The organism is Vibrio sp. 1-Bac 57 (genome assembly GCF_037546855.1).
Taxonomy (GTDB): Bacteria; Pseudomonadota; Gammaproteobacteria; order Enterobacterales; family Psychromonadaceae; genus Psychromonas.
This window is the reverse complement of record NZ_JALAAC010000005.1, coordinates 1-14795: the sequence shown is the minus strand read 5'-3', so window position 1 is coordinate 14795 and position 14795 is coordinate 1. Positions and strand designations below refer to the sequence as shown.

Sequence of the window (14795 nt, the reverse complement as noted above, 5' to 3'; positions counted from 1 at the left end):
AGAGTAAATAGTTAAGGTAAAGAGTTAAAACCAACATGAATTATTCACGCTTTAATAAAATACAGTATGATTTTTTTGCAAGACATCTTCGTGCTGATCTCGGGGCTGTGAAAGCAAGCCAAAGTTGTCGTTGGATGGTTGATACTCATCGTCTCGGACGTATTCATGATGGATTGTGGTTTTATACTGAACAAGATAGAGCAGCTATTATTGAATTAGTGCAACGAGAGTTACACATTAATTTACTTTTTGATAATTATCCGGATAAAAGTACTCGTGTAGATACTGCTCTTAGCCATAACAATGAAAAGTTTAATACCTTGTCCGTTAGTAATGACTTTGTATTGGTTAACGCAATGCAAACACTGCAACTTAATGGACAGCAGATAGAGGTAGGTGCGATTTCATCATTGGGGTTATATGTTGATGCATCTAAAATTAACAGTGTAGAGCATCAATATATTGTGTTGGTTGAAAACCTAGCGGTAATGGCTAATTTACAACATTTAGTATTAATGGATAATGCAGCACATTTAAAAAATGCCCTATGGCTGTATCGTGGTGATCAAAAATCAATACAAAGTACCCATCAAGCCTATGCGTTTTTTAGATCATTTAGTGCTTCACATCAGCTATTATGTTTTGCGGACGTAGACCCTAAAGGCTTAGAAATTGCTATAAGTAGCAGCGCAACTAAGATTTTAACTGTTCAAACAAGTATGGTTGAAACCTTTAACATTAGTGGCATTGAAAAAGATTTTTATAACCAAATTAATTCAGTTAATTATCTGAAAAATAAAACCTTATCAGCAGAAAGCCAAAACTTGGTTGCTACAATCTGTGAGCATAAAAAAACTATTAAACAAGAGCATATTTTAGCACACCAAATGCCCGTAGCAGTGGTTGAATTATTTAATTAAGCCCATTAAGTGCTAGTAGGAGCAGAAACTATTCCTTAGTAAGATAGCTTAATAAAATACCTTAGTGGCAATTAGTCAGTAAAACGGCTTAGTAAAAACTAATCAGTAACAATAACTTAGTAAAATAACTTATTAACAATAATTTAATAACAATATAAAAGATTAACAAGGATATACAATGCAAATAGCTAAAAACAGTGTCGTTGAATTTCATTACCGCTTAACAGAAGGTAATGAGTTATTAGAAGACAGTAAAGATAATGAACCGCTTATTTATTTACACGGCGGCGGTGGTCTATTTGAAAAAATGGAGCAAGCCTTTGTCGATAAAACAGTGGGTGATAAATTTGAAGTAACATTATCTCCTGAAGAGTCTTATGGTGAACGTCGTGAAGGTGCGTTACAACGTATTCCGATTAAACACTTACAAGGAGCAAAGAAATGGACGGCTGGCATGACAGCAGTAGTTGAATCTAACCAAGGTAAGCAAGAAGTCACGATCGTCAAAGTAGGGCGTTTTAATGCAGATTGCGATTTGAATCATCCATTCGCGGGTAAAACATTAACGTTTGCTATTGAAGTAATAAGTGTACGTGCGGCAACTGAAGATGAGTTATCGCATGGTCATGCCCATGCAAAAGGTGGTTGTGCTCATTAGACCATAAAGCGCAGTTAATTTTTTCGCGTTTTTACAAATATCGCCTGTGTATAGTGTTACTTTTCATATGCTTAAATACATTCTTAAGTATACTATCACAGGCCTATTAACCTCAAGTCATGAAGCAATTATTTAAACCGAAGGATACAAAAATGAAACGTGTTTCATTATATACAATGGCAAATTGTCCTCATTGTAAAACAGCTAAACAATATCTTGAGCAACAAAAAATCACCTTCAGATTAGTTGATGTTAAAAGTGCTGCAGGCCAAAAAGAATTTGCGAAAACGGGATACCGTGGTGTACCTGTAGTGAAAATAGGCGATCAGTTCTTGAATGGTTTTAGTGTTAAAGGTTTCCTTAACTTATACAAGAACGAATAATTTCTGTGGGGAGTGATTAGGAGTTGTCTAATTCTACTAATTGATAAAACCTATTTTGTTAATCCCTAGACTCTATCACTCGACATACTTTAATTAACTTGTTCTAACCTTCCTATCAATTTAGTGCTTTAATTTATATTAGTATTCGTTTTATCAATCGACATTCAATTTTATTTACAATGTCATGTTGCCGAACATCGAATTCGATTTTTCTTGTCATCAATAATCAATAATCAATAATCAATAATCAATAATCAGCAAGAATTTGTAAAATGCTTAACAACCGCTCACTTTATTACTAATAAATGACCACTTAATGACAGTCGTTCAAAAATATAATTTTTTTATTAGGTAATTTAACATTTCGCTTTTATATTTGGATTTTTAATATTATCTATTATAAGGAGTGAGTTATGAATTTAATTGAAGCTGTTTTAATGCGACCGGCTGAAGTCATAACTTTACCCAATGAAATACAGCACCATGACCACGATCATCATCAATTAGTGATTGCATTAAATGGTAACTCTGAATTTAGCATTGAAGGTATGCAGAATATTATTGTACCAGGCCAGGGCTGTGTGGTGACTGCTTCATCTGATCATGCTTTTAATGGTTTAGGTTTTGCCGAAATACTAACGCTAAATTTACCTACTGAGTCTCAATTAGATAATTACACTGCTCAACATATTCAACCTTTGATTCATTCTAATCAATATTTTAAATTAGATAACCAGTTTCAGATATTATTACAATTATTAGTTAAAGAGATGCGCCAAGCCCCTGATGATATATTGGTTGCAGAAGCATGCAAAAATACAATTATTGCTTTATTACAGCGTCATATTAAAACCGACCTAAGTAAAAAAAATCGCATTAATATAGAAGTGATTGATAATTTTATTATTCAACATATTACTACTAAAATCAGCGTCGCTCAGCTAGCAGGTTGTGTGTTCTTAGGCGAAAGTCAATTTCACTTATTGTTTAAACAACAAATGGGCATGACCCCTCATCAATACATAATGCAAGTACGACTGAATCTTGCAAAACAGTTATTAGAAGATCGCTCTTTGACATTAGCGATGATTGCCAGTGCTAGTGGCTTTGCTAATCAAAGTAGTTTTACTCACACCTTCACTAAATTTCAGGGAACTTCCCCTTCTAGGTATCGCTAATAGTTCAATGCCTGATGTTGCGTTGACAATGTTTCCTCCTCGAATTCATTAATTTCTTTGTATAACTGAAGCCTTTACTATCCTACAAGTAGAGGTTTTACTATTCCTCTCAACTATATATCTCAACTATGTCTCACAGCTATGCCTTTCAACCTTCCCAATTAATCACTAAACGTAAAGGTTACTGCGTTAGGCCTTATTTTATGTACAGCCTAAGGACGAATGACTGTATCAGACTGCATAAGAGCTATTTACTGCCATTATTTATTCACTATTAATCATTTTTTTATAAAGCTGGATTGTAATTTTCCATGATGTTGATCACAAAAAAAAATCGATCGTACTTTTTGACATATAAATCGTAGTTTTAGGTAAGAACTCAAACGTTTTTAGCAATACTATCCGTGCTTAGTTACATTTGCATAACATAACATTAACAGGTGTTATGATTTTTAGGAGAGTCGGGTATGTCATCATTTATTGCAACGGATGTGTTGCACAAAGATTTTATAAATACAGAGCTAGCAACGCTTTGGACACATATTTCACCATTGTATATGGCTGATGAGTCTGCTTGTTTAAAGCAACTAATACCACTTGCTACACCATCAAAAGATGAATCAAATACGATGGCTGATTATGCCACGGATTTGATCAAGCGCGTGCGTAAAGATAAAAATGCTGTGCAGATGATTGATGCATTATTACTGGAATACAGTTTAGATACCAAAGAAGGTATTTTATTAATGTGTTTAGCTGAAGCATTAATGCGTATTCCTGATTCAACAACGGCAGATGCTTTAATTAAAGATAAACTCAGCGTTGCTGACTGGAAATCACATCTTAAAAAATCAGATTCTATTTTTGTAAATGCCTCAACGTGGGGCCTTCTATTAACGGGTAAAATTGTTAATTTAAAAAAAACTAGAACCAATAGTACGACCAATGTTGTTAACAGCTTGGTTAATAAAATGTCTGAGCCTGTTATTCGTAAAGCAATGCATCAAGCGATGAAAATAATGGGGCACCAATTTGTATTGGGCCGCAATATCGATGAAGCACAAAAGAACGGTAAAGGGTTTACTAACAAAGGCTGTAGTTATTCCTTTGATATGCTTGGTGAATCAGCACTAACGGCCAGTGATGCAAAAAAATATTATGCGGCATATTTAACGGCGATTGAGTCAGTAGGCAGCAAGTCTATTAATAAAAATCAGGCAAATAATGCTGCGACGGTGTCGATTAAATTATCTGCGCTACATCCACGTTATGAACCTGCGAACAAACAACGTGTGATGACTGAAATGTTTGACTCGGTGTTGTCATTAATAGAAAGAGCGCGTGCTTTAAATGTTGGCTTAACTATTGATGCTGAGGAAGCGGATCGTCTTGAGCTTTCATTGGCATTATTTGAAAAATTATACCGAGATCCAAAAACACAAGGCTGGGGAAAGTTCGGTATTGTGGTACAAGCTTACAGCAAACGCGCTTTACCTGTTTTAGTTTGGTTGGCTGCATTAGCTAAATCTCAAGGTGATGTTATTCCTTTACGCTTAGTGAAAGGTGCTTACTGGGATAGTGAAATCAAATTATCTCAACAAAATGGTTACGCGGCTTATCCTGTTTATACGCGTAAAGAAGCAACTGATGTTTCTTATTTAGCCTGTGCACGTTTTCTTTTATGCGAACATGTTAAGGGGCTTATTTACCCACAATTTGCTAGCCATAATGCGCACACGATAGCCGCGATCAACTCAATGTCGACTCACAAAGAGTTTGAATTCCAAAGGTTACATGGCATGGGAGATGCGCTGTATAACCACGTAATGACCATGTCTAATAGTAATGTACGTATCTATGCTCCAGTAGGGAGCCACAAAGATCTATTACCTTATTTGGTGAGACGTTTATTAGAAAATGGCGCCAATAGCTCATTTGTACATCGTTTAGTTGATGCTGATTGCCCTATAGATGAATTAATTGAGCATCCTGTTGATACATTATTAAAGCGTCAATCATTACATAACAGTTTAATTGAATTACCACCTGCTATTTTCCCTGATCGCAAAAACTCGTTCAGTGTAAATATTGACATAGAAAGCGAAGCACTTCCTTTTGAGAAAAAAGTAGAAGTATTCACAGGCCATTTTTGGAAAATGGGGCCTATAGTTGACGGTACTCATTACAATGATGTTACTGAGAAAACAGAAGTTTACCAATGTACTGCTCCCTACGACCGTACTATTAGTGTTGGATCAGTGGTTTTTTCTGAAACACAGATGATTGAAAAAGCACTAAGTACTGCACATCAATATTTTCCTGAGTGGTCTAATACGGAAGTACAGGAGCGTGCTCAGTACTTGTATAAACTTGCTGATTTACTTGAATCAAATATGCCTGAGTTAATTGCTTTATGTCACCACGAAGCCGGCAAAACAATTCATGACTGTATTGATGAAGTGCGAGAAGCTGTAGATTTCTGTCGTTATTATGCACAACAGGCCGTTGATAACTTCTCTAACGCTGAAACAGATGTCAGCTTTGATGGAATAACGCAACAAATTCGCCATCAAGGTAAAGGCGTGTTTGTTTGTATCAGCCCATGGAACTTCCCATTAGCGATCTTCCTAGGTCAAATTGGTGCTGCGTTAGTGGCCGGTAATACGGTGATTGCGAAACCTGCGGAGCAAACTTCGTTAATTGCAGTACGCACTGTTTTATTAATGCTTGAAGCTGGATTCCCTAAACAATGTATTCAATTATTAACCGGTAATGGTGCTCAAATTGGTTCTGCGTTAACTGCTGACCACCGTATTGCTGGTGTTGTATTCACGGGCTCTACGGGGACCGCACAAGTGATTAACCGTAATCTAGCTAAACGACCATTATTACCCGCTACCTTTGTAGCAGAGACAGGTGGGCAGAATGCAATGATTGTAGATAGCACTGCATTACCAGAGCAAGTTGCTCGTGATGTTGTTCGTTCAGCTTTTGCTTCTGCAGGGCAACGTTGTTCAGCATTAAGGGTGTTATTTATTCAACAAGATGTTGCAGAGCGTGTTATTGAATTAATTAAGGGAGCAATGCAAGAACTTGCTGTTGGTTTACCTTATCTTCATAGCACCGATGTGGGACCTGTTATTGATAAAACAGCAAAAGATAAGCTTAACGCGCATCTTCAAAAGATGATTGCTGAACATAAACTGTTAGCACAAGTGGCTTTAAATGACAGTTGTGCAAAAGGTGACTTCATTTCACCTACCGCCATCGAAATTGATAATCTTGGACAATTAAGCGAAGAGCAGTTTGGTCCGATCTTACATGTGATCCGTTTTAAAGCGGCTGAATTAGATAACGTTATTGAACAGATCAATAATACTGGTTTTGGTCTAACGATGGGTGTACATAGCCGTAACGAAAGAGCTTATACACATATCGCAGAAATGAGCCGAGTTGGTAACTGTTATATCAATCGTGATCAAGTAGGTGCGGTAGTAGGTGTACAACCTTTTGGTGGACAAGGTCTATCTGGTACTGGCCCCAAAGCCGGTGGCCCACGTTATTTACATCGTTTTACTCAACAAATCGTAAGTTCATGTTAGGAGAAAGTATCATGTCAGAATCAATAACTGTAATGATCCAGCAAGCAAAAAAATCATGGTTAACATGGAATGAGATCAATATACATCAACGCATCGGGATCACTGCACAGTGGGGAGAGCGTTTAAAAGATAATCCTAATATTGGTGATATGCCGGCACACGTGATTGAATTTCATAATCGCCAAGCTATTTCGTTAATCGCAGAATCGCAAGTGATGCCTGGGCCAACGGGTGAGAGTAATATACTGAGCACCTCTGGTCGGGGTATATTTTTGATGATGATGGAAGAGGACTCCTCTATTCCAGCATTAGTGGGGCTATTAAACTGTGCATTAATTGCAGGCAATAGTGTTTTATTATTATCTAATTCTGACAATAAGGAAATTGTCTCTAGTTTACAGCAAGCTTGTTCATTAACTGGTGTTGAAATGCCAGTGTTCATTGTTAAAGAGAAGGAAGCATTACAGGCTATCATTTCAGACCCTAGTATTGCCGGTGTTGGCTATGTAGGTAATGAGACACAGGCAATTAGTTTGAATCAAGCGTTAGCAGCTCGAACAGGACAAATTGCTCAATTAATTGCAGAAACAGATTTAGCACTGTTACCAACAGTACGAGATCAACATTTAGTATTACGCTTTATTACCGAAAAAACGCTGTCGACTAATGTCACTGCGGTAGGTGGTAACGCTACTTTATTAGCTTTAGGTTGCGGTGAGCAATAAGAGCATTAACGATCAAAAACGGAGTGATCTATGATAGAAAATAATTTTACTATAATAGCAACATTTATGGTGTACCTCGTCATGATGTTAGCTATTGGTATTTATGCTTATAAGCGAACCTCAGATGCTAAGGACTACTTCTTAGGTGGACGCCGCTTAGGGCCATGGCCCGCTGCATTATCTGCAGGTGCGTCGGATATGAGTGGCTGGTTGTTGTTAGGGTTGCCAGGTTATGCCTATGCTGCTGGTTTGGAATCATTATGGTTAGCAGGTGGTTTATTAGCAGGAACTTGGTTAAATTGGTTGATCGTCGCTAAGCGTTTACGTACTTATAGTATTACCGCTAACGATTCTTTAACTTTACCTGCGTTCTTATCACGTCGTTTTGCTGATAAAACAAAACTAGTGCAAAGTTTAGCGGCTTTCTTTATTCTTATGTTCTTCCTTTTCTATACCAGTTCAGGTTTAGTGGCTGGTGGTAAATTGTTTGAAACTGTATTCTCTATGGATTATACGGTTGCGGTAATTATTGGTACTGTCTGTGTCGTTTCATATACGTTGTTTGGTGGGTTTTTAGCGGTAGCATGGACTGACTTAGTACAAGGTTTATTAATGTCAGCCGCCTTGTTAATTGTACCGATTGCAGCGATGAACGGCGGCGTGGATCAATTATCTTCTGACTTGTATGCAATTAACCCAGAGCTGTTATCAATTTGGAATGGTGTTGATGGTGAGCCTTTATCTTGGATTGCAATTGTGTCGTTGGTTGCGTGGGGTTTAGGCTATTTTGGACAGCCTCATATATTAGCGCGTTTTAAAGCAACACGTAGTAATAAAGATTTAACCACTGCACGTCGAATTGCTGTGGTATGGACTGCATTATCAATGACAGGCGCGGTATTAGTCGGTTTAGTGGGTATGTTGTATATGAATGACTCATTAACTGGAGGTCTTGAAGATGGTGAAAAAATATTCATGGTACTAGTGAATACTATTTTCCATCCAGCGATAGCAGGTATTTTATTAGCAGCTATTCTTGCGGCAATAATGAGTACTGCTGATTCACAATTATTAGTTTCTTCATCTGCTTTAGCTGAAGATTTTTACAAACAATTAATTAAACCTAATGCAACTTCTAGCGAAATTGTAATGGTAGGTCGTTTAGGTGTTGTGTTTATTTCTTTACTCGCTTTATATCTTGCAATGTCGCCTGATAGTTCAGTATTAGGTCTTGTTTCTTATGCTTGGGCTGGATTTGGTGCTGCATTTGGACCGGTACTTATCTTAAGCTTATATTGGAAACGTATGAACCGAAGTGGAGCTATCGCAGGTATGTTAGTGGGTGGTATTACAATTGTGGTTTGGAAACAGTTATCTGGTGGTATATTCGATTTATATGAAATTGTACCAGGGGTAATTTTAGCGACTATCTCTATTGTAGCAGTGAGTTTATTCACTGATGAACCATCAGCTGAAGTAACAGCTCAGTTCGATAAATATGAAAGACAATTGAAAACACTTGATTAATAAATGGTTTAACCGTTAGTCCATTAAGTGATTATTAGTTATTTATAAAATGCCATTATTTAGTGGCATTTTTTTATGCAAAATAAAAATGAGCTCTACCTACTTTGCTTGTAGATGTAGTGTGCGATCCTCTAGGGCTCTTATTAGGTTATAGCAATGGCATTGAATGCTTGTTCCTTTTGAAAATCTCTAATCTAAGAGTTTCGTATTTTAACTAACAAGAATAATCAGCTATTTAGCAGAATTGCTTAGATAACAGGTATAAAAAAACCACACAGAGTGTGGTTTCATCACTTATATCAGTATCAGAGTCAGTAACTGTTAATAATTAGTCTGGTAAGACTGCATTATGATATACATTTTGTACATCGTCACAATCTTCTAACATTTCAATAAATTTCTCGAATTTTTCAACATGTTCTTCAGTTATCTCAGTATCCGTTTGCGGTACGTAAGTGATCTCTTCAACTTCAAGCTCTACATCTGGGTAACTAGCATGTAATGCAATTTTTGCGTTGTTAAACTCTGTGTGAGGACAAAACACTGAAATCTTTCCATCTTCACTAACTACGTCAACCACATCTACATCAGCCATCATAAGGTCTTCTAAAACGGCTTCATCGTCTTCACCTGCAAATACAAATACAGCTTGATGTTCAAACATATGTGCAACTGTGCCAGGTGAACCAATTTTAGCACCTGTTTTGTTAAAACAGTTACGTACATCAGTCCATGTACGGTTACCGTTATCGGTTAGACAGTCTACAATGACAGAGCAACCGCCGGGTCCAAAACCTTCATAACTCGCACGTTCATAATCTTCACCGCCACCACCTTTTGCTTTTTCAATTGCACGTTCAATAACGTGAGCAGGTACTTGGTCTTTTTTAGCGCTATCGATCAAACGACGAAGTGTTAAATTGCCCTCTGGATCAAAGCCGCCATTTTTAGCCGCTACATAAAGCTCTTTACCGTATTTAGAATAAACTTTAGTTTTAGCGCCTGCAGTTTTAGCCATAGACTCTTTTTTGTTTTGGTATGCTCTTCCCATCTGAATGCTCTCTTGTTTTCTTAAAATGATTGTCTGGAAAAATAATGGCAAGAATTTTAGCCTGTAATCGCTCATGGTGCTAGTGGGGGATAGCTAATATTGATGGTTTAAATCATGATATTGTTAGTTTTGCACGTTAATAGGCATACTATGTCGTAAACAAGTTATCTGATTGATAATAAATTAGGCGGATTCAACTCTGAAGTGCATAACGACTAAGCAGCTATAGCTGCCATATGTTCAGCCATTAATTTGGCTGGCGTATTGTAATCTAATTTCTTTCTTGGTCTGTCATTGAGTTTCAATATTACCTCTTTTACTAATGAATTCGATACTTTTTTAAAGTCGGTAGATTTGGGCCAATATTGTCTTAACAAACCATTTGTATTTTCATTCAAACCCCGTTGCCATGAACAGTATGGGTCTGCAAAATAGACTGCACACTTTAATTTTTTGGTTAACTCTTCGTGATAAGCGAACTCTTTACCGTTATCAGCGGTGATGGTTAATACTGCATTTTTAAATGGTTTTAATAATGCAAGTGTGGCCGCAGTGACAGTCTTTGCTGACTTATCATCAATACGTGTCGATACTGTAAAACGCGTTTTACGCTCAACAATAGTCACTAATGCGCCGCTGTGCCCTTTACCAATGACTAAATCTATTTCCCAATCACCAACTCGGCTACATGTATCAACGATATTAGGTCGCTCATCAATACTGACGCGGTTCTTGATAAAACCTCGACCAGCTTGTTTATCTTTATTGCGCGCTTGGTAAGCCTTGCCTTTTCGACGCAGATATTGGAATAATTGGCCACCACTCCGCTTATCGGACCAAATATGTTGGTAAATAGTTTCATAGCTAATACTGGTACCATGCTCTTTCTTAAGCCATCCTGAGATTTGGTCAGGACTCCATTTTTCACCTAGTTTTACATTTATTAATGCAATCAGAGTAGATGTCATTTTAATCGCTTTACGCGCTTCAATACGCCTTTTAACTGCAGCTTGTTGGGCCTGGTTAATTCGATAACCTCGCTTACCTGTATTGCGAGAAAGCTCCCGACTAAGCGTTGATTGATTCACATTCAGTTGTTTAGCTATTTTATTTTGACTCATGCCTATTTTCTTTAGCGCATAAATCTGGCATCGTTGTTCGTAGGTCAGTTGTTTATATGTTTTCATTGTTGCATCTCTTGCCGGAGAAAAAGCGATAAGCATATATTCAGCTGACCGTCTTTTCTACCAATTCAAGTTATGCACTTATGATCTGAATCCAAGTTATTCTTAATTGGGTTTATAAGGAGATACCTGCAGCGTTTTATTTAATAGAGAAATAGTACTCGGACCATATTCTTGATTACTAGACCAAGTTTGATGAGAGAATGACACAGTAGTATCACTAAATAGCTTTTTAGTCGCGTTAATAAAAGAAGAAGTGTAACTTGCCTCTATGTTGGCTTTAGTTATTGCCATTTCTACTTGGATTCGATCGCTCGCATCTCGATACTGCTGTTTTTCTAGCATAATATTGCGCTTCGCTTTTTTGCGTTCGGCGATGTTTAATATAGAGTCTGCTTTTTTATCTGCCTGTTTAAATTTATCTAAAATATTGTTTACTAAATGTAAATCATGTATCTGAACATTTTTCTTTTTTTCTAAATTAGAAACATCACCCTTTAAGTCAATAACCGTTTTTGTACCACCACTGGTACCTATTATTGCCGTTATTATGCTGTTATTTACTTTAGTAACCCCACCAATGATCGACCCTTTTGTTAATGACTTATTATGTACTTTAATTGAGCCATTACACTCAGTATCACAATGTATTAATTGACTACTTAATAACAAATCTTTACCGATTTTGAGACAAGCATACTGCGCGATAGTGCCAGAGAAGTTACCTTGGCAATTAATTTCACAACTGAATTTTTCCTCTTCGGTTTTTTTATGTTGGCCAATAACTGCTTGCTGAACGGTTAAGTCCCCACCACATGTTATGTGTGCAGAATCAACCATTCCCATCACAGTTACGTCACCGCGAACATTAACCTTCATGCCTTTTTCTACATTGCCAGTGATCACTACGGTGCCGTTATATTCAACATGGCCTGTTTTGTTCGTGACTTCTTCTAATAGCAGTACATCATCAATACTAATAAAGCCTTGTTTATCGATTGGTACGCCGTATTTAGTCGCGATTAATTGCAGCGGGTCACTAGGGTTAATTTGAACATTATCATTTACGATAAAAGGGTGATCTATGCCTTGTTGTTGCTGAATTGTTTCTGAGGTCACTGTTTTACCAGGCTCACCTAAATAAACAGGCGTTTTTTGCATTAACACCGTTCCCATGTCAACAGTGATAAATTCACCAAGGTTAAGCATATCAACTTTGCCATTAGGAAGAGTAGAAGGAGCTGGTTTACGATGGTTACCGGTGCTGACTAATTGTTTAAACTGAGCATCGGTACCATCAATTGGGGCAACTCCTTTAGCTATCTTTAACGTATATATTCTGCCAGGGTAAGAATGCCTACAAATATCTAACAGTTGAATTATATACAGGGTAGATAGACCGAACTTAATGTCTAATTGCTGACAACGCTTTTTTATATCATCTAAGGTGATTGATTTACCCCCATAGGCGACCGTAATTCTGGCGTAAGCGTTCATTTTATCGTTATCTAAATCAATATGTAATATGGCATCTACTTTATTAGCTATCACAATAGGTGGGAAATCGATACTTTGTTCTTGCTCACCTTCACCTAACCCTTCACGCAACATAGTAAAAGCGGCGATGGCTTTATTAACCCCATCAATATTGAGTTTATAGCGAGGCAGAGCAGGATTTTGTAATAGGCGAACAATATCTTTAACAGAGATCACTGATTCAGTTTGAAAAATCTTTAATGTTAACTGTGAACTATCAGCAGACAACATTATATGTTGTACAGATAAAGAGAGTGTCTCGGTCATCGTTTCGCTCATAAGTACCTATTTAGGGATGAATATTAAGTGCTGATATGATTCTTATATCAACTCTAGTGTCAAATATCAATAGATGTCAACTAAAAGTCTACTAATTTAAAGTAGCATGAATTTAAATATTGAGGTTTATATTTATGCTGATATTGTGAGTTTACCTAATAAACTATGAACTACATGAAAGGGCAGAACATCCAAATTTATTAGTCGCCCAATTCGGACGTTTTACTGAAAACTGTTGATACTGTTGCTGTTCTTGATAAGGTGTCTTTAATAATTCAGCCAAGGTTAATACCCTAGAATAATCCCCTTGCTCTGCTAGTTCTATCGCTTCCTGTACTTGAAAATTGCGTAAAATATAACAAGGATTCACTTTGTTCATGGCATCTTTGCGCTGCTCATCTGTATTTTTTTGTTTGCTTAATCGTGTTTTATATTGACCTAGCCATTTGGCAAGTTGTTCTAAATATTCAGGCGTAATCTCTTCTAACTAATAAAAACACGTCGTAAAATGAGAGAGTAAGACAGTGTGGTCGGTAATATCTGTTTGCTGAGAAAAAGTAGCAAGGTGGCGATAAAATAATGTCATATCCGTATTGACTAATGACATTACTTTTTCTAACTCTTTACACAATAATAAATCCGTTTCATCCATTGTGCTATCTTCGCGCTTAGCTTCTAGGCCTAGTTTTGCTTGCATCATGGTTAACCATTTTTTCTGGTATACATGGTTGTAATCGTTTAATAAAGCCTGCAAAGGCTCTGCTTCTTCAATTAATGGATAAATTGCATTGCCTAATTGGAACAAATTCCACTGTCCAATGTAACCCTGTTGCCCAAAGCGATAACGTTTTTCTGCTGCATCGGATGTATTTGGTGTCCAATTTAAATCAAAATTATCAATCCAGCCATAGGGGCCAAAATCAATAGTTTCACCAATTAAAGACATATTATCGGTATTTAATACACCGTGTACAAAACCTACGCGCATCCATTCAACAATTAAATGAGCAGTACGTTCACAGATTTCAGTGAACCATTGTAAATATACCGTTTTATCAATCACCCCTGACTCAGGTATTAATGCTGGATAGTCATGAGTGATACTGTATTCAATTGTTTGTTTCAATAAACCTAAATCACCACGAGAAGAGGGTAATTGAATTGAACCAAAGCGTAAAAATGAAGGTGAAACACGGGCGACGATAGCGCAGGGCTCATAGGCGGCTCTGCCATCGTATAATTTGTCGCGTACGACTTCTTCACCCGTTAAGGTTAAGCTTAATGCTCGAGTAGTGGGAATACCTAAATGGTACATAGCTTCTGAGCATAAATATTCACGGATAGATGAGCGGAGTACTGCCATGCCGTCAGCGCGACGAGAGTAGGCGGTTTGACCTGCCCCTTTAAGTTGTAAAGTGGCGTATTCTTTTGTTTCTGTACCATTACTAGGCAACAAATATTGGCCTAAGTTGATCGCACGCCCATCACCTAACTGCCCAGCCCATTGGCCAAACTGATGTCCGCCGTAATTCATTGCATAGGGCTGCATTTTTGATGGTAAGTTATTACCACTGATTAATTCTGAAAATTCAGTTGATTGTAATGCCGCATTACTAAAGCCGAGTGTATAAGCAAGTTCATTATTGCAGCATATTATTTTAGAGAACTTAGTGGGTGTTGGGGGAACGTATGAGTAAGCAGCATGCTCCACACTACGGCAGGTATTACTTAACTCAGGATCTGCAGGTAATT

At 37.3% G+C, this 14795-nt stretch carries 10 protein-coding genes and 1 pseudogene; 7 read left to right on the top strand and 4 right to left on the bottom strand.

Going from position 1 to position 14795, the window contains the following annotated elements; all coding sequences use genetic code 11:
* Positions 1–35 precede the first annotated feature (35 nt).
* The 7 genes from MT391_RS04540 to putP all read left to right on the top strand — a co-directional run bounded on the left by MT391_RS04540 (position 36) and on the right by putP (position 8993).
* Positions 36–920, top strand: coding sequence for a DUF7281 domain-containing protein (locus MT391_RS04540; RefSeq protein WP_499497053.1), 885 nt, complete (start codon positions 36–38; stop codon positions 918–920).
* Positions 921–1098: 178 nt separating this feature from the next.
* Entirely contained in the window at positions 1099–1578 is a 480-nt protein-coding gene (locus MT391_RS04535) for an FKBP-type peptidyl-prolyl cis-trans isomerase (RefSeq protein WP_499497052.1), read from the top strand.
* Positions 1579–1730: 152 nt separating this feature from the next.
* Positions 1731–1961: a glutaredoxin family protein gene (locus MT391_RS04530; RefSeq protein ID WP_166369306.1), complete on the top strand. Its 231-nt coding sequence runs from the start codon at positions 1731–1733 to the stop codon at positions 1959–1961.
* Between the two features lie 413 nt (positions 1962–2374).
* On the top strand, positions 2375–3139 hold the full coding sequence (locus MT391_RS04525) for a helix-turn-helix domain-containing protein (protein WP_166369308.1): 765 nt from the start codon (positions 2375–2377) through the stop codon (positions 3137–3139).
* Between the two features lie 467 nt (positions 3140–3606).
* Positions 3607–6741 (top strand): bifunctional proline dehydrogenase/L-glutamate gamma-semialdehyde dehydrogenase PutA, encoded by a 3135-nt coding sequence (gene putA, locus MT391_RS04520; protein WP_166369310.1) that lies wholly within the window; start codon positions 3607–3609, stop codon positions 6739–6741.
* Between the two features lie 11 nt (positions 6742–6752).
* Positions 6753–7466, top strand: a complete 714-nt coding sequence (locus tag MT391_RS04515; protein WP_499497051.1) for an aldehyde dehydrogenase family protein — start codon at positions 6753–6755, stop codon at positions 7464–7466.
* 30 nt (positions 7467–7496) lie between these two features.
* Positions 7497–8993 (top strand): sodium/proline symporter PutP, encoded by a 1497-nt coding sequence (gene putP / locus MT391_RS04510; protein WP_299663347.1) that lies wholly within the window; start codon positions 7497–7499, stop codon positions 8991–8993.
* 328 nt (positions 8994–9321) lie between these two features.
* On the opposite strand, the gene MT391_RS04505 is transcribed toward putP, so the two are convergent.
* The 4 genes and pseudogenes from MT391_RS04505 to MT391_RS04490 all read right to left on the bottom strand — a co-directional run bounded on the left by MT391_RS04505 (position 9322) and on the right by MT391_RS04490 (position 14754).
* A complete protein-coding gene (locus MT391_RS04505; protein WP_299663349.1) occupies positions 9322–10044 on the bottom strand; it encodes a YebC/PmpR family DNA-binding transcriptional regulator in 723 nt (240 codons plus the stop codon).
* Positions 10045–10259: 215 nt separating this feature from the next.
* Positions 10260–11231, bottom strand: a complete 972-nt coding sequence (locus MT391_RS04500) for an IS30 family transposase (protein WP_499497050.1) — start codon at positions 11229–11231, stop codon at positions 10260–10262.
* Positions 11232–11333: 102 nt separating this feature from the next.
* Complete coding sequence (locus tag MT391_RS04495; RefSeq protein WP_499497049.1) at positions 11334–13043, bottom strand: flagellar assembly protein A; 1710 nt, start codon at positions 13041–13043, stop codon at positions 11334–11336.
* 163 nt (positions 13044–13206) lie between these two features.
* Positions 13207–14754 (bottom strand): annotated as a pseudogene (locus MT391_RS04490) (protein adenylyltransferase SelO).
* Positions 14755–14795 lie beyond the last annotated feature (41 nt).